Annotated in this window: 23 protein-coding genes and 1 pseudogene; 13 read left to right on the top strand and 11 right to left on the bottom strand. The window is 66.4% G+C overall.

What is annotated here, in order from left to right; genetic code table 11:
- Window positions 1-15: 15 nt before the first annotated feature.
- Window positions 16-549 carry a WhiB family transcriptional regulator gene (locus ACZ9J7_RS13330; RefSeq protein ID WP_476210027.1) on the bottom strand — a complete coding sequence of 178 codons (534 nt, stop codon included), beginning with the start codon at window positions 547-549 and terminating at the stop codon, window positions 16-18.
- A 389-nt stretch (window positions 550-938) separates the two neighbouring features.
- Between ACZ9J7_RS13330 and ACZ9J7_RS13325 the strand changes: the two genes are divergently transcribed.
- On the top strand, window positions 939-1,640 hold the full coding sequence (locus ACZ9J7_RS13325; protein WP_476210025.1) for a TIGR03089 family protein: 702 nt from the start codon (window positions 939-941) through the stop codon (window positions 1,638-1,640).
- 13 nt (window positions 1,641-1,653) lie between these two features.
- Here ACZ9J7_RS13325 and ACZ9J7_RS13320 read toward each other — a convergent pair whose 3' ends face one another.
- Window positions 1,654-2,214: a GtrA family protein gene (locus ACZ9J7_RS13320; RefSeq protein WP_476210023.1), complete on the bottom strand. Its 561-nt coding sequence runs from the start codon at window positions 2,212-2,214 to the stop codon at window positions 1,654-1,656.
- A gap of 173 nt (window positions 2,215-2,387) precedes the next feature.
- Between ACZ9J7_RS13320 and ACZ9J7_RS13315 the strand changes: the two genes are divergently transcribed.
- Genes ACZ9J7_RS13315 through manA form a run of 4 tightly spaced genes read left to right on the top strand, consistent with a single transcriptional unit; the run spans window position 2,388 to window position 7,112 of the window.
- Window positions 2,388-3,584: a 5-(carboxyamino)imidazole ribonucleotide synthase gene (locus tag ACZ9J7_RS13315; RefSeq protein ID WP_476210021.1), complete on the top strand. Its 1,197-nt coding sequence runs from the start codon at window positions 2,388-2,390 to the stop codon at window positions 3,582-3,584.
- Window positions 3,581-4,165: a 5-(carboxyamino)imidazole ribonucleotide mutase gene (purE, locus tag ACZ9J7_RS13310; protein ID WP_476210020.1), complete on the top strand. Its 585-nt coding sequence runs from the start codon at window positions 3,581-3,583 to the stop codon at window positions 4,163-4,165. The genes ACZ9J7_RS13315 and purE overlap by 4 nt, the downstream gene beginning before the upstream one ends.
- A 10-nt stretch (window positions 4,166-4,175) precedes the next feature.
- Window positions 4,176-5,825 (top strand): LCP family protein, encoded by a 1,650-nt coding sequence (locus tag ACZ9J7_RS13305; protein ID WP_476210018.1) that lies wholly within the window; start codon window positions 4,176-4,178, stop codon window positions 5,823-5,825.
- Window positions 5,826-5,867: 42 nt separating this feature from the next.
- The gene (gene manA, locus ACZ9J7_RS13300) at window positions 5,868-7,112 is read left to right on the top strand and encodes a mannose-6-phosphate isomerase, class I (protein ID WP_476210017.1); all 1,245 of its coding nucleotides are present in this window, start codon (window positions 5,868-5,870) and stop codon (window positions 7,110-7,112) included.
- Window positions 7,113-7,196: 84 nt separating this feature from the next.
- Here manA and ACZ9J7_RS13295 read toward each other — a convergent pair whose 3' ends face one another.
- Together ACZ9J7_RS13295 and glpX are read right to left on the bottom strand one after the other, a co-directional pair.
- A complete protein-coding gene (locus ACZ9J7_RS13295) occupies window positions 7,197-8,264 on the bottom strand; it encodes a lipid II:glycine glycyltransferase FemX (protein ID WP_476210016.1) in 1,068 nt (355 codons plus the stop codon).
- A gap of 83 nt (window positions 8,265-8,347) precedes the next feature.
- Entirely contained in the window at window positions 8,348-9,370 is a 1,023-nt protein-coding gene (gene glpX, locus ACZ9J7_RS13290; RefSeq protein WP_210411426.1) for a class II fructose-bisphosphatase, read from the bottom strand.
- Between the two features lie 225 nt (window positions 9,371-9,595).
- On the opposite strand from glpX, the pseudogene ACZ9J7_RS13285 reads away from it, so the two are divergent.
- From ACZ9J7_RS13285 to ACZ9J7_RS13265, 5 genes and pseudogenes are all read left to right on the top strand, one after another.
- A pseudogene (locus ACZ9J7_RS13285) lies at window positions 9,596-10,277 on the top strand (DUF4245 domain-containing protein).
- 10 nt (window positions 10,278-10,287) lie between these two features.
- Window positions 10,288-10,902: a carbonic anhydrase gene (locus tag ACZ9J7_RS13280; protein WP_476210014.1), complete on the top strand. Its 615-nt coding sequence runs from the start codon at window positions 10,288-10,290 to the stop codon at window positions 10,900-10,902.
- An 87-nt stretch (window positions 10,903-10,989) separates the two neighbouring features.
- Complete coding sequence (locus tag ACZ9J7_RS13275; protein WP_476210012.1) at window positions 10,990-12,417, top strand: class II fumarate hydratase; 1,428 nt, start codon at window positions 10,990-10,992, stop codon at window positions 12,415-12,417.
- 130 nt (window positions 12,418-12,547) lie between these two features.
- Window positions 12,548-13,213 (top strand): TetR/AcrR family transcriptional regulator, encoded by a 666-nt coding sequence (locus ACZ9J7_RS13270; protein ID WP_476210010.1) that lies wholly within the window; start codon window positions 12,548-12,550, stop codon window positions 13,211-13,213.
- Complete coding sequence (locus ACZ9J7_RS13265) at window positions 13,210-14,895, top strand: MDR family MFS transporter (RefSeq protein ID WP_476210009.1); 1,686 nt, start codon at window positions 13,210-13,212, stop codon at window positions 14,893-14,895. The genes ACZ9J7_RS13270 and ACZ9J7_RS13265 overlap by 4 nt, the downstream gene beginning before the upstream one ends.
- Before the next feature lie 142 nt (window positions 14,896-15,037).
- On the opposite strand, the gene ACZ9J7_RS13260 is transcribed toward ACZ9J7_RS13265, so the two are convergent.
- Both ACZ9J7_RS13260 and ACZ9J7_RS13255 read right to left on the bottom strand, forming a co-directional pair.
- Window positions 15,038-15,508: an NUDIX hydrolase gene (locus tag ACZ9J7_RS13260; RefSeq protein ID WP_476210007.1), complete on the bottom strand. Its 471-nt coding sequence runs from the start codon at window positions 15,506-15,508 to the stop codon at window positions 15,038-15,040.
- Window positions 15,509-15,549: 41 nt separating this feature from the next.
- Window positions 15,550-16,095 carry a prepilin peptidase gene (locus ACZ9J7_RS13255; RefSeq protein ID WP_476210006.1) on the bottom strand — a complete coding sequence of 182 codons (546 nt, stop codon included), beginning with the start codon at window positions 16,093-16,095 and terminating at the stop codon, window positions 15,550-15,552.
- Window positions 16,096-16,155: 60 nt separating this feature from the next.
- Between ACZ9J7_RS13255 and ACZ9J7_RS13250 the strand changes: the two genes are divergently transcribed.
- Window positions 16,156-16,950 carry a hypothetical protein gene (locus ACZ9J7_RS13250; RefSeq protein ID WP_476210005.1) on the top strand — a complete coding sequence of 265 codons (795 nt, stop codon included), beginning with the start codon at window positions 16,156-16,158 and terminating at the stop codon, window positions 16,948-16,950.
- A 29-nt stretch (window positions 16,951-16,979) separates the two neighbouring features.
- On the opposite strand, the gene ACZ9J7_RS13245 is transcribed toward ACZ9J7_RS13250, so the two are convergent.
- Window positions 16,980-17,948 carry an IS481 family transposase gene (locus tag ACZ9J7_RS13245; RefSeq protein ID WP_476210004.1) on the bottom strand — a complete coding sequence of 323 codons (969 nt, stop codon included), beginning with the start codon at window positions 17,946-17,948 and terminating at the stop codon, window positions 16,980-16,982.
- A gap of 122 nt (window positions 17,949-18,070) precedes the next feature.
- On the opposite strand from ACZ9J7_RS13245, the gene ACZ9J7_RS13240 reads away from it, so the two are divergent.
- A complete protein-coding gene (locus ACZ9J7_RS13240; protein WP_476210003.1) occupies window positions 18,071-18,718 on the top strand; it encodes a GNAT family N-acetyltransferase in 648 nt (215 codons plus the stop codon).
- A gap of 115 nt (window positions 18,719-18,833) precedes the next feature.
- Here ACZ9J7_RS13240 and ACZ9J7_RS13235 read toward each other — a convergent pair whose 3' ends face one another.
- Window positions 18,834-20,252, bottom strand: a complete 1,419-nt coding sequence (locus tag ACZ9J7_RS13235; protein WP_476210001.1) for a PhoH family protein — start codon at window positions 20,250-20,252, stop codon at window positions 18,834-18,836.
- Between the two features lie 239 nt (window positions 20,253-20,491).
- The gene (locus tag ACZ9J7_RS13230) at window positions 20,492-21,253 is read right to left on the bottom strand and encodes an isoprenyl transferase (protein ID WP_141161648.1); all 762 of its coding nucleotides are present in this window, start codon (window positions 21,251-21,253) and stop codon (window positions 20,492-20,494) included.
- Window positions 21,254-21,401: 148 nt separating this feature from the next.
- Between ACZ9J7_RS13230 and trhA the strand changes: the two genes are divergently transcribed.
- On the top strand, window positions 21,402-22,145 hold the full coding sequence (trhA, locus tag ACZ9J7_RS13225) for a PAQR family membrane homeostasis protein TrhA (RefSeq protein ID WP_476210000.1): 744 nt from the start codon (window positions 21,402-21,404) through the stop codon (window positions 22,143-22,145).
- 28 nt (window positions 22,146-22,173) lie between these two features.
- On the opposite strand, the gene ACZ9J7_RS13220 is transcribed toward trhA, so the two are convergent.
- Together ACZ9J7_RS13220 and mca are read right to left on the bottom strand one after the other, a co-directional pair.
- Window positions 22,174-22,515, bottom strand: a complete 342-nt coding sequence (locus tag ACZ9J7_RS13220; RefSeq protein ID WP_476209998.1) for a hypothetical protein — start codon at window positions 22,513-22,515, stop codon at window positions 22,174-22,176.
- Between the two features lie 97 nt (window positions 22,516-22,612).
- Window positions 22,613-23,518, bottom strand: a complete 906-nt coding sequence (gene mca / locus ACZ9J7_RS13215) for a mycothiol conjugate amidase Mca (RefSeq protein ID WP_476209996.1) — start codon at window positions 23,516-23,518, stop codon at window positions 22,613-22,615.
- Window positions 23,519-23,616: the final 98 nt, after the last annotated feature.

The raw sequence follows: 23,616 nt of genomic DNA, 5'->3' as shown, positions 1-23,616 counted from the left end.
GGACATCCTGAAGAATTAGATTGCTCGCTTCCTAAGCCGCCGGCGCTCACGCTCGGAAAGGCCTCCCCAAATGCCAAACCGTTCGTCATTGGCCAGCGCGTATTCGAGGCACTGGGACCTCACGTTGCACGCGCCGCAAACCTTCTTGGCGTCGCGTGTTGAGCCGCCCTTTTCGGGAAAGAAGGCTTCCGGGTCGGTCTGGGCGCACAAAGCGTCCGTCTGCCAGCCGAGCTCGCCTTCGTCATCGAAGTCCTGCTGCAGCGGCAGTCCAATCCATACTGGCTGGACAGTCCCGGCGGCGGCCAGTTCCATGGGCGGATCAAGGTCGTCCTCCGGCTCGGCGCCGCCGTCCAGGAGGGCTTCATGCGCCGCGAGGAACGCGGTGGCCTGGTCCTCGAGGACACTGGTGGAATTCCTGTTATACCTCTCCGCAGCATCAGGATCTGCGGGATCCACGTACCAGTCACTGGGCACCCCCCGCGCACGGTACTTTGCCGTTGCCTGACCGGCCACGACGGCATCTTCCTGGATACGCTCTGCTTGCCCCACGGCGACCCTCCTGATGTTTCAGCCATTGCCTGGATACGTGGACACTCGGTTGTGTGCCGGTATTTACGCAATTGCTTTAGTTACCTAATTACACGTGTGTAACTAGGGCTAGTCAAGCCGTTGCCGGGATAATAGACAGTCGCTGTTCAGAAGTTTGCGCACGCCACGCCCGGGATTTTTGCCGGTCCGGGCGTGGCGGGAGCCGGGACCGGCCCCGGGCGGGCCGAAAACCCGTCAAACGCACGGCCTGGCGGGGAAAATACCCGGTCTTGGGCAAAATAGCAAGCAAACTTAGCAACGGCAGTGATTAACATCACTTTGGTTGCCGCGCCGTTCAACCGAAGCCGTCGACGGGTGACCCTGTCATTGCGGAGTGGCAGGATGAACCCATGACGACAACCCCCGCAATTGACTTGATGGGCACCCTGCGCTCGGGCAACTCAACGGCACCACGGCTTACCTGGTATGGACCCGATGCAGAGCGGGTGGAGCTCTCGGGGCGGGTCCTGGACAACTGGGTCGCCAAGACCAGCAACCTTCTGCAGGACGAGCTGGACGCCGAGCCCGGCATGCGGCTGCGGCTCGCTCTTCCGGCGCACTGGAAGGCGATGGTGTGGGCGCTGGCGTCCTGGCAGATCGGCCTGGAGACAGTGTTCGACGGCGGTCCGGCGGACTTCCTTGCCACGGACGACCCTGCGGGGGCCACGGGACAGCACGACGCCGTCATTGCCGTTGCACTTCCGGCACTGGCGATGCGGTGGCCCGGGGACCTTCCCGCCGGCTGCCTTGACTACGCTGCCGAGGTGCGTTCCCACGGGGACGTGTTCATGGCGCACACCGACCCGGATCCGGAAGGATGTGCCGTCCGCACCAGCGAAGGACGTGCTGTCGCCCACCGGGACCTGTTGAGCGGCTTTGCCGTGAACCACGAGGAGGGCGCCAGGGTGCATGTCGCTGCGGACCGGGGGCTTGAATCAGCGTTGTCCAGTGCACTGGGGGCCTGGCAGCGGGACGGCTCGGTGGTGCTGACCCATCCCGCCGTGGCGGTTACCGACAAACTGCGGGCGGACGAACGCATCCACGGCAGCTGACCGCCGCGTACGGCTAGGCTTGCGGGCCGCCGTCCACGCTGGTGGACGCTGGACGCTCCGCAGTGCGGGCGGACTCCCGGTGCGGGTGGGCTTCGATGATTTCGTGGTCGTGGGAGAATTCCGGCTCCTGGTCCAGCTCCTGGTTGAAGACCAGGAAGCGGTAGGCAAAGAAGCGGACAACCGTGGCTACCAGGATGCCCGCCACGCCCGCCAGGAACAGCAGGTTCTTGTTGTCGATGCCCATGCCGTACTTGGCCAGCGCCGTAAAGCCGGTGGAAATACCGATGCCTATGCCGTTAATGATGACGAACATGACAAACTCGCGGAGCACGTTGGCCTGGCGGCGGTGGCGGAAGGTCCAGAAACGGTTGGCCACCCACGAGAAGATGGTGGCAACGGTGGCACCGACAAAACGTGCCTTCGCCTCGCTGTCCGACATGGGGCCGTGCATGAGGTAGTAGGTCAAGCCGTTGTCGATGACGAACGCCACACCGCCCACCGCCCCGAACTTGGCCACTTCACGCCAAAAAAGTGAGGCGAGCCCCCGGATACGATCTGCAAGTGCGCTAAACATGACCCTCCATGGCCTGACGAACTGTGGGCCACGTGGCCAAAGCTCCATTTTAGCCCCCAAACCTTTGAGCTGCCCGGGAGAAGTTGGCCACCTGGGCTCCGCCGGGCGGAAATCGGGGTGGCCCGCCGGGTTGCAAAAGCGGGATTGGGCCCGTCTTCGGTAGTCTGGCACATGTGACTTTTCCAGTGATAGGCGTGGTTGGCGGCGGCCAGCTCGCGCGAATGATGGCCCCTGCCGCTACAGCACTCGGCTTTGAACTCCGTGTCCTCGCCGAGGGCGAGGACGTCTCGGCGGTGTCGGCCGTACCCGCCACTCCGGTAGGTGACTACAAGGACCTGCAGACGCTCCTGGACTTCGCCCAGGGCCTGGACGTCATGACGTTCGACCACGAGCACGTGCCGACCGACCACCTCCGCGCCCTGCAGGACGCCGGGGTCAACGTCCAGCCCGGGCCGGACGCCCTGGTCCATGCCCAGGACAAGCTGGTGATGCGTGCCGCCATCGACCGGCTGGAACTGCCCAACCCGGCCTGGGCGTCGGTGGCGGACGTTGCTGACTTGGTCCGCTTCGGCGACGAGACCGGCTGGCCCGTAGTCCTGAAGACCCCCAGGGGCGGCTACGACGGCAAGGGAGTCCGGATCGTCGCCTCTGCCGAAGAGGCTGCAGAGGCCGCAGACTGGTTTGCCGCCATGAGCCCCCTGCTGGCCGAAGCGAAAGTCGAATTTACCCGCGAACTCTCCGCGCTCGTGGCGCGGACCCCCGATGGCGAGGCACGGGCCTGGCCCGTGGTGCACACCATCCAAGTGGACGGCGTCTGCGATGAGGTGATTGCTCCCGCGCTCGAGATCCCGCTGGAAGTTGCCGCCGCCGCGGAGGATGCGGCACTGCGCATCGCCGCCGAACTGGACGTTACCGGCGTGCTTGCGGTGGAACTGTTCGAAACCCCTGGTTCGGGGGCGGGCTTCTTGATCAATGAACTGGCCATGCGGCCCCACAACACCGGCCACTGGACCCAGGACGGTTCCATCACCAGCCAGTTCGAGCAGCACCTTCGCGCGGTCCTAAACCTGCCGCTGGGCGCCACCGATGCCCTGGCTCCCGTTACCGTCATGAAGAACTTCCTGGGTGGCGACAACCAGGACCTGTACGCCGCCTACCCCATGGCACTGGCTGCCGAACCCGCGGCCAAGGTCCACTGCTACGGCAAGTCCGTGCGGCCGGGACGCAAGATCGGCCACGTCAACCTGACAGGCAGCTCCACGACAGAGGTTGATTCGGTCCGCCGCCGCGCCACGGCCGTGGCCGGCATCATCCGTGACGGGCGGGTCACCACCGACGAACCTTCCGCGATTTTCGAGGAGAACGCATGAGCGCCGAAGCCACCCCAGCAGCCGGTACCGCGGCGGGCCCCCTGGTGGGCCTGGTCATGGGCTCCGATTCGGACTGGCCGGTCATGGAGGCCGCGGCGGACGCCCTGGCCGAATTCGGCATCCCGTTCGAGGCGGACGTCGTCTCCGCCCACCGGATGCCCACGGAGATGATCCGGTACGGCCAGACGGCGCACGAGCGTGGCCTTCGGGTCATCATCGCGGGGGCAGGCGGCGCAGCCCACCTGCCTGGCATGCTCGCCAGCGTCACGCCACTGCCGGTGATTGGCGTCCCCGTTCCGCTGAAAACCCTCGACGGGATGGACTCCCTCCTCTCCATCGTCCAGATGCCGGCGGGCGTCCCGGTGGCCACAGTCTCCATCGCCGGAGCCCGGAACGCCGGGCTGCTGGCTGTGCGGATGCTGGCCGCCGGCACCGATGAACTCGCCGACTCCCTGCGGGCGGACCTCATCGACTTCGCCGCGGACCTGAACGCAGTGGCGTCCCGGAAGGGGGCGAACCTTCGGCAGAAGGTCAGCGAAGTCTTCCCAGGCGGCTCGAGCCCCCTTCGGGGCAGCCGTTAGGGCGCCCGGCATGGCCAGCAGCAGCAGCGTCCTCCACACCGGCTCCGGCCCGTCACTGTCGGACCCGGTCCGCTACCCCGTCAGCGCCTCACCCGAGGTCCGCACCAAGCGGGCTTTCGTCCTGGTCCTGCTGACGCTGCTGGTGCCCGGCAGCGCCCAGCTCGTGGCAGGCGACCGCAAGCTGGGCCGGACGGCGCTCCGCGTCACGCTCTCCGTGTGGGCGGTCCTTCTCCTGGCACTGGTCCTGTTGCTGCTGAACCGGAGCCTGGTCATCAACATCGTGACCAACCCCATCACGTCGCTGCTGCTGGTGGTGGTGCTTGCCGCGCTGGCCCTCGGCTGGGCCCTCCTGTTCCTGAATACCCTGCGGCTCATCCGCCCTGTCCTGCTGGCACCGCGGGCCCGCCCCGCCGTCGGCATTGCCCTGGTCCTGGCCCTGGTCCTGGGCAGCGGCTCGGTGGGGTACGCCGCCTACCTGCTGAATGTGGGCCGCAACGCCATCGACAACATCTTTTCGTCAGGGCCCGCCATCGAGCCCGTGGACGGGCGCTACAACTTCCTCATGATGGGCGGCGATGCGGGCGATGACCGCACCGGCCGCCGGCCCGACAGCCTCTCCATCCTCAGCGTGGATGCCCAGTCCGGCCAGACCGCCATCATCTCCGTCCCCAGGAACTTCCAGAACGCCCAGTTCAGCGAAGGCTCCCCCATGCGGGCCCTCTACCCGGACGGCTACAACTGCGGTGACGAGTGCCTGATCAACGCCATCAACACCGAGGTGACCAACGAACACGCGGACCTGTACCCGGGCGTGGAGGACCCCGGCGCGCAGGCCACGATGGAAGCCGTCTCCGGCACCCTGGGCATGAAGATCCAGGCCTACGTCCTGGTCGACATGGAGGGGTTCTCCACCCTGATCGATGCCATGGGCGGCATCAAAATCAAGGCCGGCGGCTGGGTTCCCATGAGCGGCTACTTCGACGAGGCCACCAAGACCCACGGCATGCCCCTGGGCTGGATTCCCGCCGGGGACCAGACCCTCAACGGCGCCCAGGCCCTCTGGTACGGCCGGTCGCGCGAATACGTTGACGACTACTCCCGCATCCAGCGCCAGCAGTGCGTCCAGCAGGCCATGCTGAAACAGCTTGATCCCGCCACCCTGCTGTCCAAGTTCGAGGACATTGCCGGCGCCGGGACCAAGGTGGTGGAGTCCAACATCTCCTCCGCCCAGCTGGGGAGTTTCCTTGACCTGGCCATCAAGGCGCGGGGCAAGGACGTCAAACGGCTGACCATCGGGCCGCCGGACTTTGACGCGTCGTTTTCCACGAACCCCGACTTCGACCAGATCCACGAACGCGTCGACCAGCTGCTGGCATCGGCCTCCGCCAAGGGTTCACAGTCGGCCGGCATTGCCGACGACGTGATGGCCCTTCCCCAGGCAGGCGCCGGACACGTCCAGGCCGCCGGGGCCGTCCCGGCCACCCTGCCGGCCGCGGGCAACGCTGTCCAGCAGCCCTCGCCGTCGGACTTCACGCCTGTGACCACCACGCCCGACGGTGAGCCGATCACCGAAGAAATGCTGACCCAGCTGAAGCTGGAGGGCAACGAAGAGGCCATCCGCCAGCTCGTGGCCACCAACGGGCAGTGCGCCCCGCTGTAGCGGCCACCCGCCATCTCCCACCCACCAAGGAACGGAACGGTTTTGTACGAGATTGAGAACGTCCTGCGTGACTACGCCTGGGGTTCGACGACGGCCATCGCCTCACTGCTGGGGCGCCCCGAGTCGGGGCGTCCGGAGGCCGAACTGTGGATCGGTGCGCACCCTGATTCGCCGTCGGTGGCGCACCTGCCCGGGGACGGAACCCCGAGCCCGCTCGACGCCCTGATCGCATCCGACCCGGAGCATTTCCTGGGCGCGGACTCCGTGGCCGCTTTCGGGCCCCGGCTGCCCTTCCTGGCCAAGATCCTGGCAGCCGCGCAGCCGCTTTCCCTCCAGGTGCACCCGAGCCTGGAACAGGCCCGTGAGGGGTTCGCCCGCGAAAATGGCGCCGGCGTGGATCCGCACGCACCGCACCGGAATTACAAAGACGACAACCACAAGCCGGAGATGATCTTCGCCCTCACGCCGTTCGAGGCCCTCTGCGGGTTCCGGCCGGTCGCCGAAACCCGGCGGATCCTGCAGCACATCGCAGATGCCTTTCGCAGGACCGCCCAGGTCCCCGCGCTGCTCCAGGCCCTCCTTGGGGATCTCGCCGCCACGGACGAAAGCGCAGGACTCCGCCGCGCCTTTGAGCGGCTGATCCGCGGCGGCCAGGGCGTTTCGGAGGAAACAGCGCTGGTGGTGGCGGCCCTGGTGTCCGGCGCTTCCCTCGAGCCCTTCCAGGCAGAGCTGGGCACCGTCATCAGCCTCAACGAAAAGTATCCCGGCGACCCCGGCGTCCTGATCTCGCTGCTGCTGAACAGGATTTCGTTGAAGCCGGGGGAAGCGGTCTACCTTCCGGCCGGAAACGTGCACGCCTACCTGCACGGCCTGGGCGTGGAGGTCATGGCGTCCTCGGACAACGTCCTGCGCGGCGGCCTGACCCCCAAGCACATCGATGTCCCGGAGCTCCTGAAGACCATCGACTTCCACCCGGTGGCCGTTCCAATGCTCACCGCGGAAAATTCCGTGCTGGACCAGGAACTGTTCCGGCCCCCTTTCGGGGAGTTCCAACTGCAGCGCATCGAGCTGGGGCCGGACGCCGGTCCCATCCCGCTGGCGCAGGCAGGCGCCGCAGTGGTCATCGTGGTGGCCGGCGCCGTGTACCTCGATTCCCCCAAGGGCGACCTGGAGCTGGCGCAGGGCGGCAGCGCGTTCATTGCCGCGGCCGAGGCCCCTGTCAACGTCCACCGGGTGGCTGGCAGCACCGGGCCGGCCCTGGCCTTCGCGGTGACCACCGGGCTCTAGCACCTCGGGCAGCCGCAACGGCAAAAAGGGCGACGGCGGCACTTCCGTAAGTGCCGCCGTCGCCCTTTTTTGGCCTTGCCCGGGCTAGCCCTGCAGCTGGTTGCCCGGACGCAACTTTCGAACCAATGGGCGGACCTGCCCGGCTGCGCCTTTGAGCAGCCGGCGCGCCTGCTGGAGGCCCTTGCGCGCCAGCGGCATGGCCTTGGCGTAGGCGGGGTAGAACGGCGACAGCGGCCGCTCCCAGGTCCCCAGGAGCATGTTTTCGTGCTTGGCGAACTGCTTCTTGAAATCGGAAATGCCGTCGTTCAGGAGGCCGTTGAAGTCGTACCGGCTGCAGCCGTCTTCCCGCATGGCCTGCAGGGCCGCCCACTTCACGCCGTAATTCACCCGCTGCTTCTGGCCTTCGGCGGAGACGCCGCCGTAGAGCTCGAACGCGGTGGCGGCACTGCGCGAAAGCCAGGTGAAGGCCAGCATCTGCTCGCCGTCGAACGCGGCGATGATCGGGGAAGAGTCGCCCAGGTTCCGGAAGATGTCCCGGTAGTACTGGTCCTCGTGGATGCCGAAGCCCGCGCGCTCGGCGGTCTGGTGGTAGATGGCCAGCACCTGGTCCAGCTCGGATTCGTTCTTGACCTTGCGGAACTCAACATCGCTGCGCATCGCCTTGCGGATGTTGGCCCGCGTGGACTTGGACATCTCCGCCATCAGCTCGTCGTCGGACCGGGTGAGGTCCAGGATGAGCGTGCGGGGAATGAGGACGGTGTTGGTGGACTCGCGGAAACCGGCGGCGGCCACGGCGCCGGCAAACGCGGAGTCCTTGTCCCAGTCCGGTTCGATGCTCAGGGCCACGCCCCGGTGGCGGAGGGCGGCGTGCTCGGCCAGCCGGTTCAGGACCACCTGCGCGTTCTCCACGGAGCACATGGGGCCCCGGGGAATGTAGGCCAGAGCGCGGAAGGGGACGGGAAGCCTGCGGACCAGGAGCTGGGCGCAGCCGATGGTTTCGTCGCCGTCCTTGACCAGGACCCGGTCCACGGACCAGCCGTGGGCGGCCTTGGTCTCGCCCCAGCCCCACAGCTGCTGCGGATGCCCCTGGAACCGGTCAACGTGCTCGTCCCAGAGGGCGCGGTCAGTACAGGGCACAACAGCAGGAATCATGGCTTAAACCTTATACCAAGGCTTAACGCCAAAGCCCCCGGCGCGTTGTGCGCCGGGGGCTTTCAGTCAACGGGGACCGCGGGTCAGTTCTTGCGGGCGTAGCCTTCCCACTTGCTGGCCTGGTGCTCGCCGTCCACGAAGCGGATGGTGCCGGACTTGGAACGCATCACGATGGACTGGGTCAGGACCTTGTCCTTGGAGTAGCGGACGCCCTTGAGCAGGTCGCCGTCCGTGATGCCGGTGGCGGCGAAGTAGCAGTTGTCGCTGGAGACGAGGTCGTTGGTGGAAAGCACCCGTTCGAGGTCGTGCCCGGCGTCGATGGCCTTCTGCTTCTCTTCGTCGCTGGTGGGCCACAGGCGGCCCTGGATGACGCCGCCCAACGACTTGATGGCGCAGGCCGCAACGATGCCTTCGGGGGTGCCGCCGATACCCATCAGCGCGTCCACGCCGGTGCCGGAGCGGGCCGCGGCAATGGCGCCGGCGACGTCGCCGTCCATGATGAATTTGGTGCGGGCACCGGCCTCGCGGATTTCCTCCACGAGGGGGCGGTGGCGGTCACGGTCGAGGATCATGACGTTGAGCTGGTTGACCTTCACACCCTTGGCCTTGGCGATCAGGTGCAGGTTCTGCTTGACCGGCAGGCGAAGGTCCACCATGTCGGCGGCCTCGGGGCCGGTAACCAGCTTTTCCATGTAGAACACGGCGGAGGGATCGAACATGGAGCCACGCTCGGCGACTGCCAGTACTGCCAGGGCGTTGTTGATGCCCAGGGCGGTCAGGCGGGTTCCGTCGATGGGGTCCACTGCGACGTCCACCTCGGGGCCGGTGCCGTCACCAACGCGCTCACCGTTGAACAGCATGGGCGCTTCGTCCTTCTCGCCCTCGCCGATCACCACGACGCCGTTGAAGTGGACGGTCTGCAGGAAGGAACGCATGGCGTCGACGGCGGCGCCGTCGGCGGTGTTCTTGTCGCCGAAGCCAACCCAGTGGCCGCCGGCAATGGCCGCAGCCTCGGTGACGCGGACAAGCTCAAGGGCAAGGTTGCGGTCCGGCTCGTCGTGGCCCACGGCAAGCGACGGTGAAATCGTGGAGTACTTCTGGGTCATGGACGCTGGTGACACGTGAACCTCTTCTTCGAGTGGCGATCATTGAACCCGCCCGCCGGTGCAGCAGGACGGTGATTCCTCTGTTACCGATCATAGTCGCGGCACCGCGCCGGGGGCGGCCCGTGACGCAACCCCGCAATGTGCGTGGCAGCCCGGGGCGGACTGCCGGCCGGGCCCGAATGGAAGTCCCGCTCCGGGATGGGCGACTATAGAGGGGTGAACGACATGCAGGAAGCCACCAATCCCAGCTCAGGCCCAGCCCGGCCCGACGGCCGCCCGGGCGCCGCGGACAGCAGTGCTGATACCCCCGTGAAGCCCGTCATTCCGGCGGCAGCGGCCAAGCGCGCCAACGCTTCGGTGATCGGCATGATCATTGCTTTGGTGCTCAGCATCGCGGCGTTCCTGCCTGTTGTGCTCATGAACCCGCAGCCGAAGAGCGAGGGCTACCGCCCGGACATCGACGTGGCGTCCGTGGCGCGGAACGCGGCGGATGTGGCCGGATTCACACCCGTCGCGCCGGACACCGGCAACGCCTTCCGCGCGAATTACGCCCGGTGGGAAGCGGGAACGGGCAGCGGAGTCCCCACCTGGGAGGTTGGCTATGTCACCCCCCAAGACGTCGTTCATCGCTTTGGTGCAGACCACGCACGCCAATCCCACGTGGCTGCTCCAGCAGACAAAGAACGCTCCTGTCACCGGCTCACGGAACGCCGGTGGCCAGCAATGGGAACTCCGGGACACCGGCAAGGGCGAAAAGGCGATGGTCCTGAACTACCGGGGCAGCACCGTCATCCTCTTCGGCGCAGCCCAACTGGACGAATTCGCAACCCTGGCGGCCGCCGTCGTCACTTCTCTCGACGCCAGCCCCGCCGTCACAGTTTCCCCTTCCACCACTGCCGCGCCTTAACGTAGTAAGCATGGCTACTAACCTCACACCTGCACTGGCGTGGCGCCGCCTGCGCGAAGGCAACGAACGTTTCGTAAACGGCGGATCCTCCCATCCGAACCAGAACGCGTCACGGCGCTCGGAACTGGTCGAGACCCAGAATCCGTTCGCGGTGATCTTCGGGTGCTCCGACTCCCGGCTCGCCGCCGAAATCATCTTCGACGTCGGCCTCGGCGACGTCTTCGTGGTCCGCACCGCCGGACAGGTGATTGACGACGCCGTCCTGGGCTCCCTGGAATACAGCGTCGCGGTGCTGGGGGTGCCGCTGATCGTGGTCCTTGGGCACGACAACTGCGGCGCCGTAACCGCCACCAGGGACGCCGTGGAGACCGGTGAAATGCCTGCAGGCTTCATCCGCGACCTCGTGGAACGCATTACGCCTTCCGTCCTGACGTCCCTGCGGAACAACCAGCCCGAGGTCAACGACATGGTGGTGGAGAACGTCAAGCAGATGTCCCATCGCCTTGCGGACAGCTCGCGTGTGATTTCCACCGCAATCGAGGAGGGCCGGACCGCGGTCATCGGCCTGTCGTACCGCCTGGCAGAGGGCCGCGCCGACCTTGTTTCCGGAATCGGCGAGCTCTAGGAACCCTGCGCCGGCGGCCCAGCCGGCCGCCGGCAATGCTCCCTTAACGGTTTTCGATGGGGCGCCCGGGAGCCATAAGCTAGCCCCATGACTTCCACTGAAGAGTTCCGCATTGAACATGACACGATGGGCGAAGTCCGCGTCCCCGTGAACGCACTGTACCGCGCGCAGACGCAGCGGGCAGTAGAGAATTTCCCCATCTCCGGCAAGACCCTGGAGCGCACCCACATCGAGGCGCTGGCACAGGTCAAGAAGGCTGCCGCCCAGGCCAACGCTGAACTGGGCGTGCTCGACGGCGAGCTGGCCAAGGCGATTGCCGATGCAGCCGATGAGGTGGCCGCCGGCAAGTATGACGGCGACTTCCCGATCGACGTTTTCCAGACCGGTTCCGGCACGTCCTCGAACATGAACACCAACGAGGTCCTGGCAGAGCTGGCCACGCGCGCACTGAAGGCCGCGGGCAGTGACAAGGTTGTCCACCCCAACGACCATGTCAACGCTTCGCAGTCCTCCAACGACGTGTTCCCCACGTCCGTCCACGTGGCCGCCACCTCCGCGCTGATCAACGACCTCATCCCCGCCCTGGGCTACCTGGCAGAGTCGCTGGAACGCAAGGCCGTTGAGTTCAAGGACGTCGTCAAGTCCGGCCGCACCCACCTCATGGACGCCACCCCGGTGACCCTGGGCCAGGAATTCGGCGGCTACGCCGCACAGGTCCGCTACGGCATCGAGCGCATCAACGCCTCGCTCCCCCGCGTGGCAGAGGTTCCCCTGGGCGGCACGGCCGTGGGCACCGGCATCAACACCCCTGCAGGCTTCCCCGAGCGCGTCATCGAGCTGCTCGCCACGGACACCGGACTGCCGCTGACCGAGGCCCGCGACCACTTCGAGGCACAGGCCAACCGCGACGGCCTGATCGAGGCGTCCAGCCAGCTGCGCAACATCGCCATCTCCTTCATGAAGATCAACAACGACCTTCGCTGGATGGGCTCGGGCCCCAACACCGGCCTGGGCGAGATCGCCCTCCCGGACCTGCAGCCCGGCTCCTCGATCATGCCCGGCAAGGTCAACCCGGTGATCTGCGAGGCCTCCATCATGGTGGCCGCACAGGTCATCGGCAACGACACCGCCATCGCATGGTCCGGCACCAACGGCGCCTTCGAGCTCAACGTCGGCATCCCGGTGATGGCCGCCAACCTGCTCGAGTCCATCCGCCTGCTGGCCAACACCAGCCGCGTCATGGCGGACAAGATGATCGACGGCATCACCGCCAATGTGGAGCGCGCCCGCTTCCTGGCCGAGGCCTCCCCCTCGATCGTGACGCCGCTGAACAAGTACATCGGCTACGAGAACGCCGCCAAGATCGCCAAGACCGCCGTCAAGGAGGGCCTGACCATCCGCCAGGCCACCGAGAAGCTCGGTTTTGTCGGCGAAGGCGAGGGCAAGGTTTCCGAGGCCGACCTCGACAAGGCACTGGACGTCACCACCATGACGGCCCCGGCACACAAGGCGTAAAGCACTCAGCGCCCGACGGCGGCCGGCACCTTTCGCACGAAAGGCGCCGGCCGCCGTCGCACTTTAAGGCAACATCAGCTCGGACTCCAGAAGTTTGCACTTCGGGGTACTTAGTGCAAAAATTTACTTTGTGACTGATAGTGCAACTTCTGACGGCCTGCGCGAGCGCAAGCGGACGGCCACCCGGACCGCCATTACCTCCGCCGCCCGCGCCCTAACCTCCGAAAAGGGCCTCAACGGCTACACCGTGGAGGAAGTCTGCGAAGCGGCCGGGATTTCGCGCCGGACCTTCTTCAACTACTTCCCCACCAAGGAAGACGCCATCATCGGCCACGCCGAGGACGACGTTCCGGCCGATGTCATCGAGGAATTCGTGGCCGGTGCCGCCGGCTCCCGTGCCGGCGAAATTTCGCCCACCCTGTTCAGCGACCTCGTCCGGCTCTCCCTGCGCCTGGCCGAAGGAATGACGGAGTCCGAGGAAGAAACCCGGCAGCTGATCGGGGTCGTCAAAAAGGAACCGCAGCTCATCCTGAAAATCATCGGGGTCACGGAACAGCGCGAAGCCCAGTTCGCCCGGGACGTCGCCAGGCGTGAAGGCCTGGCGCCGGACCACCCAGTGGTGCAGATGGCAGTGGTCCTGCTCAGCACCATCGCGCGCAAAATCAGCATGGCCTACTTCTCAGACGGCAATACCCGCAGCTACCCGGACCTGCTGCTGGAGAACATCTCCGCCGCCAGCCTCCTCTTCTCCCAACCATTCGACAGCACGGCCACCGCCGCAGAAGGACAATCATGAGTACCGCCACCACCAAGGCGCCGGCAGGGCCCCTGCTGCTGACCCAAAAGCGCATCTGGATCATCTTCTCTGCGCTGATCGCCGGCATGCTGCTTTCCAGCCTGGACCAGACCATTGTCTCCACGGCCATGCCCACCATCGTGGGCAAGCTCGGCGGGGTGGAGCACCAGGCCTGGATCACCACCGCCTACCTGCTGGCCACCACCATCGTGATGCCGATCTACGGCAAGTTCGGTGACATCCTGGGCCGCCGCAACCTCTTCCTGGTGGCCATCGCGCTTTTTACCCTCGCATCCGTGGGCTGCGCCCTGGCCGCCGACTTCTGGGGGTTCGTCATCTTCCGCGCCATCCAGGGCCTGGGCGGCGGCGGCCTCATGATCCTCTCGCAGGCGATCATCGCCGACATCGTTCCCGCCAAGGAGCGCGGGAAGTACATGGGTCCGCTCGGTGCCATCTTCGGCCTCTCGGCCGTGGCCGGCCCGTTGCTGGGCGGCTTTTTCGTGGACCACCTGACCTGGGAGTGGGCGTTCTACATCAACATCCCGGTGGGCCTTGCCGCCTTCGCCATTGCCTGGTTTGCCTTGACCCTGCCCAACAAGAAGGCCGAGAAGCGGATCGACATCCTTGGCGTTGTCCTGCTCTCTGCCGCCACCACCTGCCTGATCTTTTTCACCGACTTCGGCGGCAAGAAGGACGAGGGCTGGGACTCCCCCCTCACCTGGGCATTTGGTGCGGGGCTGCTGCTTTCTGCCGCCGCGTTCGTCATGGTGGAGCGCCGCGCCGAGGACCCCATCATCCCGCTGAGCCTGTTCCGGAACCGGATCTTCATCAATGCCACCGCCATCGGCTTCACCCTGGGCCTGGGCATGTTCTCCGCCATCGCGTTCGTCCCCACGTTCCTGCAGATGTCTTCGGGTACGTCCGCTGCAGAATCCGGCCTCCTCATGCTCCCCATGATGGCCGGCCTTATGGGCACCTCCATCTACTCGGGCATCCGGATCTCCAAGACCGGCAAGTACAAGATGTTCCCCATCCTGGGCGCCGTCTTCACCATGGCGGCCATGCTCTGGATGACCACCCTTGCCGCCAGCACCCCCATCTGGGTCATCTGCCTGCAGCTGTTCGTCTTCGGCGCCGGCCTGGGCCTGATCATGCAGGTGGTGGTCCTGGTGGTCCAGAACTCCGTACCTGCCGACCAGATCGGCACCGCCACCAGCACCAACAACTACTTCCGCGAAGTGGGGGCCGCCATGGGCGTGGCCGTCTTCGGGTCCATCTTCACCACCCGCCTCTCCGAGGCCCTGACCAGCGCCTTTACCGGCGCGGGGGCCTCCGCCGAGCAGGCCGGGCAGTCCACCCGGACCCTGGACCCGCAGGCACTGAACCAGCTCCCCGAACAGCTGCGGGACGCCATCGTGAATGCCTATGCCGACTCCCTGGCGCCCGTGTTCTGGTACCTGCTCCCCTTCATCGCCATCGCGCTGCTGCTGGCCCTCACGCTGAAGCAGATCCCTTTGTCGGACACCGCCGGTATGGTGGCCCGTGGTGAGGCCGTGGGCGGCGAGGAGGCAGAACGGCTCGCCGCCGGGCTTCCCGCCGCCGCTGCCGGGGACGCGGAAGCCGGACGTGACGGGGACGTTGTGAAGGACGACGACGGCGAGCTGGTTTCCCAAGGCCGCTGACCGGCGTCGGACGCCTTACTTGGCCCCTGGCCAGCTGTGCGCCAGGCGCACGGCGGGGCCGGCGGGAAGTGACCAACAGGGTCGCCGCAATCTTTGGGGGTTGCGGCGCCCCTGTTTTATTCAGGGTGTGCCGCTGCTGCGGCTAGGGCTCGAAGTGGACTGCTGCGGTGGGGGCCAGCGCCTGCCGGATGCTGGTGAGGTGCCCGGGCATCAGGTCGGGAAGGTCATCAACGGTAAACCAGCCGACAGCAAGGGATTCGTCGTCGTTGACCCTGGCTTCGCCGGAGACGTAGCGGCACAGGAACACCACGTCCAGGAATTCGCAGACGTCACCGTTGGGATACGTGACCGGCCCCACAGCGCCAACCGACACCACGCGCTCTGCCTCGGCCACCACAGCCGTTTCCTCGAAGATCTCACGGACCAGCCCTCGTGCCGGCTGCTCGCCGGGGTCGAGCATGCCGCTGACCAGCGCCCATTGGCCGTTGTCGGCCCGCTGGGCCAGCAGGATCCGGCCGGCGTCATCCACCACCACGCCCCGCACGCCGGGAACCCAGATGGGATCGTTGCCAATCTTCTTGCGCAGCTTCAGGACGTATTCGGGTGCAGGCATAGGGCCAGCCTATCCAACCCCCGGGGGTCGCTTCCCGTGAGTCAGGCGGGAAGCAGCATGGCCCCGGCGGCTCCGGCAAGCATGAACGGCCCGAACGGGATGGACGACTTAAGGGTTCCCTTCCGTGCCGCGAGGAGGGCCAGGGACCACAGGCCGCCCAGCAGGAAGGCCAGGAAGGTTCCGGCGAACAGGTGCACCCAGCTCAGGTAGCCCAGGTACATGCCCAGCACTCCTGCGAGTTTGACGTCGCCGAACCCCATGCCGGGCGGGTATACAAAGCGGAGGACGAAGTAGAACAGCCACAGGATCCCCGCTCCCGCCACCACGCGCACGGCCGGGGTGGAAAGGAAACCGGCGCCGGCCCCCGCATCCGGGAGCGGGCCGGCCCAGGCGACGGCGGCTGCCGCCAGCAGGAGCACGCCGGCCACCGCATAGGACGGAAAGACGATCCGGTTGGGCAGGAGGTGGTGCCGGACGTCGATGACGGTCAGCCGGACCGCCATCACCGCGAAGTAGAGGCAGGCCGCCAGAACCAGCCAAAAGGCCAGCGGGGTGTGCTGCCAGAGTTCACCGAGTCGTCCGATCACCCCTCGGATGCTACTGGATCACACCATTCCCGCCGTAGCGCGCCCGCGTAAACTGTGGATATGTCGACCTGGGACTCACGGCGCAGCCCGGCTCCGGACCCTCCTGCCGCCCCGGCGGACCTTCCCGCCGTGTTCCGGAACCTGTGCCGGTCCTCTCCCTGGAAGTGGCAGTCGCTGCGGTTTGAGTACTGGGACCAGGCCTTTGCGTCGGCCCCCGCCCCGGGCGCCACGTTCGTCCGCGCCTGGCTGCGACGGCCGGGCGCTCTCCGCCTGGAAAGCCCTGAGCGGCTGGTCCTGCACAGCACCACGGGTATCAACGATTCCCGCGACGTTTTCTATGTAAGCGCCACACGCAAATCCTGGCTCCTCCCTCCGCACCTGGTCACCCCCGTCTATGACGACGGCGGGCTGGTACGCCGCCGTCCGGAGGCAGCCTACGGCGAGCCCGGCTTCGGCAACGGACGCTTCTCGGCGGCGCTGGATCCCGTGGAGCTCGCCGGCAACGCCCCGGTGCCCATCGAGTTTCCCGGCAGCAACGCGCTGGACATCCGGGAGGTGCGGTACTCCGACCACGAGGGCCGGACAGTCCTTGAAGCCGTGGTGGCCCCCAACGCCGCGTACCGCCCCGCCGATCCAGCCGCTCCCCTGTGCCTGCCCGGCAGCTCCCTCCTCCGCGTGGACGTGGACACCGGTGTCTGTGTGTCCAGCCAGTCGCTGGAAGCGGAAACGGAAGGATATGGCCACTGGATCCGGATCATCGCCGTGGACGAGTACATGCTCGATGACCTGTTCCTGGCCCAGTCCATGAACCTGACCGATGTCCGCCGGCACATCAGCTGGGACATACCGGCCTGAACGTGACAGGCTGCGTCCGCGCCCGTCGGCTAGGTGTATTGACCTGAGAGGTTGGTGACGCGGCTGGCCGGTGGCTGACCTTTGAGTGAGGTGTGACCTCGATGATGATTGTAGTGATGGAGCCAGCCAGCGAAAGCGGCAACACGCTCGGCCTCTGATCTGTAAGGACGGGCGTAGGCCCATTCGTCGAGCAGGGTGCGGTTGTAGCGCTCGACTTTGCCGTTGGTCTGAGGCCTGTAGGGACGGGTGCGTTTGTGCTTGATGTCCGGGCCCAAGGCGTCTTTGAACGCGTAGGAGCGGTAGCAGGAACCGTTATCGGTCAGGACCCGTTTGACCGTGATCCCGTGGGACTCGAAGTAGGCGTTGGCACGTTCCCAGAATCCGGCCGCGGTGTCCTTTTTCTCATCGGTCAGGATCTCCGTGTAGGCGAGCCGGGAGTGGTCATCGACGGCGTTGTGCAAGAAAGCGTGGCCCGGTCTCCTGTTCGCCGCGGTGCCGGTCTTGTTCCGGTTTCCGGCGGCCCTGCCGACACTGCGGTGGCCCCCGCCGTCGGGGATCCGTCCAAGTGTCTTAATGTCGACGTGGACCAGGTCCCCGGGTCTGTGGTGCTCGTAGCGGCGGATCACCCGGCCCGTGGCCCGGTCCAGCCACGACAGCCTCGCCAGCCCGAATCGGGACAGGACCCGGTGCACCGTGGAGGGGTGGATGCCCAGCAGATAGCCGATCCGTGCCGGGCCCCAGCGGCGGTTGACCCTGATCGCGACGATCCGCCGCTCCCGCCGCATGGAGGTCCGTCGCGGGGAGTTGATGGGCCGGCTGGAACGATCACCCATCCCGTGCTCACCGTGCTCCCGGTAACGGGCCGCCCACCGCGCTGCGGTCGTCACCGACACCTGGAACCGCTCAGCAGCACGGCGCAGCGGCCACCCGTCATCGACGATGCACCGGGCCAGCCGGAGCCGTCCCTTCGGCGTCAGAAGCGCGTTAGCATGGGACATTGAAGACCTCCTTGTGGATCGGACTCTTAGACAAGCCCCACTCCACTTGGAGGTCTTCTTTTTGTCACCTAACCACGCCGCATGTTCCTAACCTCCGTGGTCAATACAGCTAGGCTTCGCGGATGACCACGCTGAGCACACTCTGGCCCCTGTTCGACCTCCGGCTGGCCACGCCCCGGCTGGAGCTCCGTCCCATCACCGACCAGGACATCCCGGCAGCTGTCGTCGCCGCCCGCAACGGCATCCACGATGCCGCCAGGAACCCTTTCAGCACGCCGTGGACAGAACTGCCCGACGACGAGCTTGGCCCCAACATGGCCCGCTGGTACTGGCGTTGCCGCGGCGGGTTCACCCCGGAAGACTGGACGCTGCTCCTGGGCATCTGGCACGACGGGCAGTTCATCGGGTGCCAGGATGTAGGCGCCAGGGAGTTCGCGGTCCGGAAGACCGTCACCACCGGCTCGTGGCTCAAGCAATCCGTCCAGGGCCGCGGGCTGGGCAGCGAGATGCGTGCCGCCGTCGTGCTCTGGGCCTTCGACTGGCTGGGCGCCGAAGTGGCCGAATCCGAAGCCGCGGCCTGGAACAGCGCTTCCCTGGGCGTCTCCCGTTCCCTCGGCTACGAACTGAACGGCACCACACGCAAAGCCTGGGGCACCAAAGTCGAAACACTCCAGCACGTCCGCCTCACCCCCGAAACCTTCAACCGCCCGGACTGGGAGCTGCAGGTCGAGGGCCACGAAGCAGCAGCGAGGTTCTTTCACCTCACGTAAGTGCTTGCCAGTGGCTGGGTACGCCGGGCCTGGGCGTGGGGCAGCCTTCCGGCAGCGTGCGTCAAAGGCGAGGAACGAGCTAGCACGCAGAGGAAGGTTGCCCCACGCACCCCCATTAGCCCTCGAGCAGCTCCGTCACCAGGGCGGCGATTGGGGACCTTTCCGAGCGGGTCAGGGTGACGTGGCCGAAGAGGGGGTGTCCTTTCAGGGTTTCGACGACGGCGGCGATTCCGTCGTGGCGTCCCACTCGGAGGTTGTCACGCTGGGCGACATCGTGGGTGAGGACGATCTTGGAGTTCTGGCCCATGCGGCTCATGACCGTGAGGAGGACGTTCTTTTCGAGGGACTGGGCCTCGTCCACGATCACGAAGGCGTCGTGGAGGGAGCGTCCGCGGATGTGGGTGAGGGGCATGACCTCGAGCATGCCGCGGTCCATGACCTCCTCCACCACTTCCTGGCTGACCAGGGCGCCGAGGGTGTCGAAGACGGCCTGCGCCCACGGGTTCATCTTCTCGGATTCCGAGCCGGGCAGGTAGCCCAACTCCTGGCCGCCCACTGCATAGAGCGGCCGGAAGACGATCACCTTGCGGTGTTCGCGACGTTCCAGCACGGCCTCAAGGCCCGCGCAGAGGGCCAGCGCGGACTTGCCGGTGCCGGCCCGGCCTCCGATGGAAACAATGCCGACGCCTGGGTCCATCAGCATGTCGATGGCCAGGCGCTGCTCGGCGGACCGGCCGTGGAGGCCGAAGACGTCACGATCGCCCTTGACCAGGCGGACCTGCTTGTCCGCGCCCACCCGGCCCAGTGCGGAGCCGCGGTTGGAGAGCAGCACCAGCCCCGTGTTGACGGGCAGTTCGGCGGCGGCGGGGATGAAGACTGGCTCGTGGCCGTAAAGGGTGGCGATCTCCTGTTCGTCGGCGTCGATTTCCGCGACGCCCGTCCAGCCGGAGTCCTTGACCAGCTCATTGCGGTACTCATCGGCCGTGAGGCCCATGGCGGAGGCTTTGACGCGCATGGGCAGGTCCTTGGAGACCACCGTGACGTTGCGCCCCTCGTTGGCCAGGTTCTTGGCCACGGCGAGGATGCGGCTGTCATTGTCCCCGCTGCGGAACCCCAATGGCAGCACCTCAGCGGAGATGTGGTTCAGCTCCACCATGAGGGTGCCGCCGTCGTCCCCGATGGGCAGGGGCTGGTTCAGGCCGCCGTGCTTGACCCGGAGGTCGTCCAGGAGCCGCAGGGCATTCCGGGCGAAATAGCCCAGTTCCGGATCGTGGCGTTTGGCTTCGAGTTCGGTGATGACCACGACGGGCACCACCACCTCATGTTCGGCGAAGCGCAGGAGTGCCCGCGGGTCGGAGAGCAGGACGGAGGTGTCGATGACGAAGGTGTGGATGTCGGCTTCCCTTCCGGAGACAGCAAAACCGGCCGCAGCATCAGTTGCTGCGCCGGCCTCAGAGGTGGCTCGCTCGGCGCGAGAGGTAGCTTTTCCGCCCTGTCCAACAAGGACCTCGGGCAGTTGTTCAGAAGTAGCCACATCGACTCCAGCCCCGGGCGCCAGCCCGGAATTGTTATTGGTGAGGCGGCTCGGCCACGAGGCCGGATCCGGCCTCCCATACACCCGGTGCGATGTTCCGCTCCATGTACTGGCCTCCCCGATCAGCCGGCGGTTTTGCCTGCTGATGGATATAACGTAAATCCACTCCGGGTCATTTCCGCAACTATTTGGCGGCGATTTCTCCGGCGGATGTATGAACTCGTGATGAACCGGGGGTTTCAGGCGCCGAAGCGCCGCTGCCGGCCGGCATAGTCCCGCAGCGCGCGGAGGAAATCGACCTTGCGGAAGGCAGGCCAGAGGGCCTCGCAGAAATAGAACTCGCTGTAGGCGCTCTGCCACATCAGGAACCCGGAGAGCCGCTGTTCCCCCGATGTCCTGATGACCAGGTCGGGGTCCGGCTGGCCGCGCGTGTAGAGAAAGCGTGAGATGTCATCGACGCACAGGTCGTCGGCGAGCTTGGAGATGTCCATGCCCTTGGCCACGGCATCATGGAGGAGTTCCCGGACGGCGTCGACGATCTCCCGGCGCCCGCCGTACCCCACGGCAACGTTTACGTGGATTTTTTCCCGGACAGGAGTCCTGGCGGTGAGCTTGTTCAGCCTCTCGGCCAGGTAGTCCGGCAGCAGTTCCGGGGCGCCCATGGCGTGGACGGAGATGTTGGCGTCTTCGTCCAACCGGTCGAGGGTGTTGGCGATGATCCCCATGAGGAGGTCCAGTTCCTCGCTGGAGCGGTTCATGTTGTCCGTGGAGAGCATGTACAGCGTCACCACTTTGACGCCCAGCTCCTGGCACCAGCCCAGGAACTCGTGGATCTTGTCCGCACCGGCCTGGTGCCCTTGGGCGGTGGGGGCGTTGAACTGCTTGGCCCAGCGCCGGTTGCCGTCCACCATGACACCAATGTGCCGGGGAATGCGGTCACGGGGTAGATCCTTGAGCAGCCGGCGCTCGTAATAGCCATAGAGGAACCCGGGCAACTCCACGCGTCCACTCACCTGACTTTCCTGCCGTACGTACATCCACATCCTAGGCTACCGCCAGCCGTCCCCCGGGACAGGCAGCACGGCAGGACAGGCCTTCACAGGAAGTTACCCGGCGGTAACTTACCGGTCCGTAAGTTATTCTGGTGCCATGAACAGCGACTCTCCGCAGGCCTCCCCGGCGCCCCGCCCGGAGGACAGGAACGCCGGTGCGGATCCGGAGCCCAGTGCAGTGGATGAGGCGGCGGTCCGCCTGGCGGAACTGTTGATGATCAAACCGAAATGGCGCGGCTGGATCCACACGGTCACGGCCCCGCTGGCACTCGTGGCCGGGATCATCCTGGTTGCCCTGGCCCCCACCCCGGACCGGCGGATTACCTCTGCCATCTACGCCGCCACGGGCGTCCTGCTCTTCGGAGTCAGCGCCGTCTACCACCGCGGCAATTGGTCACCGCGGGTCAAGCTCGTCCTGAAGCGGCTGGACCACACCAACATCATGCTGGTGATCGCCGGCACCTACACCCCGCTGGCCTGGACCCTGCTGGAGCGGCAGCAGGCGGTGGTGCTCCTCTGGGTCATCTGGGCCGGAGCCATCCTGGGCGTCCTGTTCCGGCTGCTGTGGACGGATGCGCCGCGCTGGCTCTACGTTCCCATCTACATCGCACTGGGCTGCGGCGCGCTCTTCTACCTGCCGCAGTTCTTCCAGGCCAGCATTCCGGCAGCCGTCCTGGTCTGCGTGGGCGGCGTCCTGTACATCACGGGCGCCGTGTTCTACGCACTGAAGAAGCCCAATTTCAGTTACCACCACTTCGGGTTCCACGAACTGTTCCACGCGCTCACGGTGCTGGCCTTCACGGCCCACTTCGTGGCGATTGCCTTGGCGGTCCTTGCCTAGATTCACCGGAGCCGCCGCCTGGCATTCCCTACTCGCCGGGCCGTGAAAGCCCGTCGGCGGGGCCGTTTCCGTTAGCCTTCGGCACTGCCTGGTGCGTGCCGGCGTCGAGCCCGTCCTGCGCGTCCGCCGCGTCAATGTCTGCCTCGGCAGCGGCCGCCAGGCGTTCTTCCTCGACTTGGGCGCGGTAGCGGACCCGGCGGATGCGGCGCACCATGTCCACGATGAGCAGGGCAGTGGCCACAACGAAGAACGCCGTCATGATGAAGCCCAGCAGGCCCGGCGTTACCTGGTCCTCGGAAATCCCGTCCCGGAGTGTCGGAGTGGGCAGCGGGCTCGGCGTGGTGGCGAGGCTCAAGAGCAGAGAATGCACGGTAAATACCTTCTGGTGGAACGGATGCAGCAGGACGCGGAGGAAACGGCCCGTCGCCGCGTCTGTCTTCTACACAAGATAGAAATAGCCTGCGTATCTATCTTAGCCCGGCGAACAGGTCCTTCTCGGGGAGTTCGGACGGCACCCGCGAGTGGATCAGGGAATAGTCCTCCCAGGGCCAGACCCGGCGCTGCATGTCCGGCGACACCGCGAAAAAGAACCCCAGCGGGTCAACCTGGGTGCGGTGGGCGCGCAGTGCGTCGTCGCGCATTTCAAAGAAGTCGCCGCAGTCCACCTGGGTGGTGGTGGGGTGCGCGGCAGGGGGTGGCGTGTGGCCTTCCGCATCTGACTCCAGCCAGGCCGCCAGGCGCTCGGCGTACGGAGACTGCAGTCCCGCCTCTTCGAGGGCAAAGTGCAGGGCCCGGAACCGTTCCGGGCTGAAAGCACGGTCGTAGTAGAGCTTGCTTGGCTCCCAGGCCTCCCCCGCCTCGGGGTAGCGTTCGGGATCGCCTGCAGCATGGAAGGCTTCCACGGCTACCCGGTGGGCCATGATGTGGTCCGGGTGGGGGTAGCCGCCGTTCTCGTCATAGCTCAGGATCACGTGCGGCTTGAAGGACCGCACCAGCCGAACCAGGGGCGCCGCTGCCTGCTGGAGCGGGAGGGTGGCAAAGGATCCGGCCGGAAGCGGCGGAAGCGGGTCCCCTTCGGGGAGGCCGGAATCAACGAAGCCAAGCCACCGCTGCTTGATGCCCAGGATGGCGGCGGCCTGCTGCATCTCCAGCCTCCGGGCACCGGCCATGTCCCTTTTCGGATGCGGCACGCCTTCCATGGCAGGGTTCTGGATGTCGCCGCGGGAGCCGTCCGTGCAGGTTGCCACCAGGACGTCGACACCGGCTGATGCGTACATCGCCATGGTTGCAGCGCCCTTGCTGGATTCGTCGTCCGGGTGGGCGTGGACCGCGAGCAGCCGGAGCGGAACCTGGGAGTTGCTGGACGCTGTCATGGAGGGGACGGCTCCTTATTCATTGTGCGCGGCTTGTGGCAGCTTACGGTTGTTGGTCGCGGCGCATTGGCCCGGGCGGCAGCCGCAGCCACCGCGAA

It is taken from the genome of Pseudarthrobacter sp. TE9888, assembly GCF_056279345.1.
Note: the sequence above shows the minus strand (reverse complement) of the source record. Positions and strands in the feature narration are given on the sequence as shown.

Bases quoted from the DNA above. Each gene is read 5' to 3' on its own strand.
- trhA (WP_476210000.1), top strand. From the start codon at position 21,402: ATGAACAGCGACTCTCCGCAGGCCTCCCCGGCGCCCCGCCCGGAGGAC.
- glpX (WP_210411426.1), bottom strand. From the start codon at position 9,370: ATGACCCAGAAGTACTCCACGATTTCACCGTCGCTTGCCGTGGGCCAC.
- ACZ9J7_RS13305 (WP_476210018.1), top strand. From the start codon at position 4,176: ATGGCCAGCAGCAGCAGCGTCCTCCACACCGGCTCCGGCCCGTCACTG.
- ACZ9J7_RS13245 (WP_476210004.1), bottom strand. From the start codon at position 17,948: ATGTCCCATGCTAACGCGCTTCTGACGCCGAAGGGACGGCTCCGGCTG.
- ACZ9J7_RS13275 (WP_476210012.1), top strand. From the start codon at position 10,990: ATGACTTCCACTGAAGAGTTCCGCATTGAACATGACACGATGGGCGAA.
- ACZ9J7_RS13265 (WP_476210009.1), top strand. From the start codon at position 13,210: ATGAGTACCGCCACCACCAAGGCGCCGGCAGGGCCCCTGCTGCTGACC.
- ACZ9J7_RS13295 (WP_476210016.1), bottom strand. From the start codon at position 8,264: ATGATTCCTGCTGTTGTGCCCTGTACTGACCGCGCCCTCTGGGACGAG.
- purE (WP_476210020.1), top strand. From the start codon at position 3,581: ATGAGCGCCGAAGCCACCCCAGCAGCCGGTACCGCGGCGGGCCCCCTG.
- mca (WP_476209996.1), bottom strand. From the start codon at position 23,518: ATGACAGCGTCCAGCAACTCCCAGGTTCCGCTCCGGCTGCTCGCGGTC.
- ACZ9J7_RS13250 (WP_476210005.1), top strand. From the start codon at position 16,156: ATGTCGACCTGGGACTCACGGCGCAGCCCGGCTCCGGACCCTCCTGCC.
- ACZ9J7_RS13320 (WP_476210023.1), bottom strand. From the start codon at position 2,214: ATGTTTAGCGCACTTGCAGATCGTATCCGGGGGCTCGCCTCACTTTTT.
- ACZ9J7_RS13260 (WP_476210007.1), bottom strand. From the start codon at position 15,508: ATGCCTGCACCCGAATACGTCCTGAAGCTGCGCAAGAAGATTGGCAAC.
- ACZ9J7_RS13240 (WP_476210003.1), top strand. From the start codon at position 18,071: ATGACCACGCTGAGCACACTCTGGCCCCTGTTCGACCTCCGGCTGGCC.
- ACZ9J7_RS13280 (WP_476210014.1), top strand. From the start codon at position 10,288: ATGGCTACTAACCTCACACCTGCACTGGCGTGGCGCCGCCTGCGCGAA.
- ACZ9J7_RS13325 (WP_476210025.1), top strand. From the start codon at position 939: ATGACGACAACCCCCGCAATTGACTTGATGGGCACCCTGCGCTCGGGC.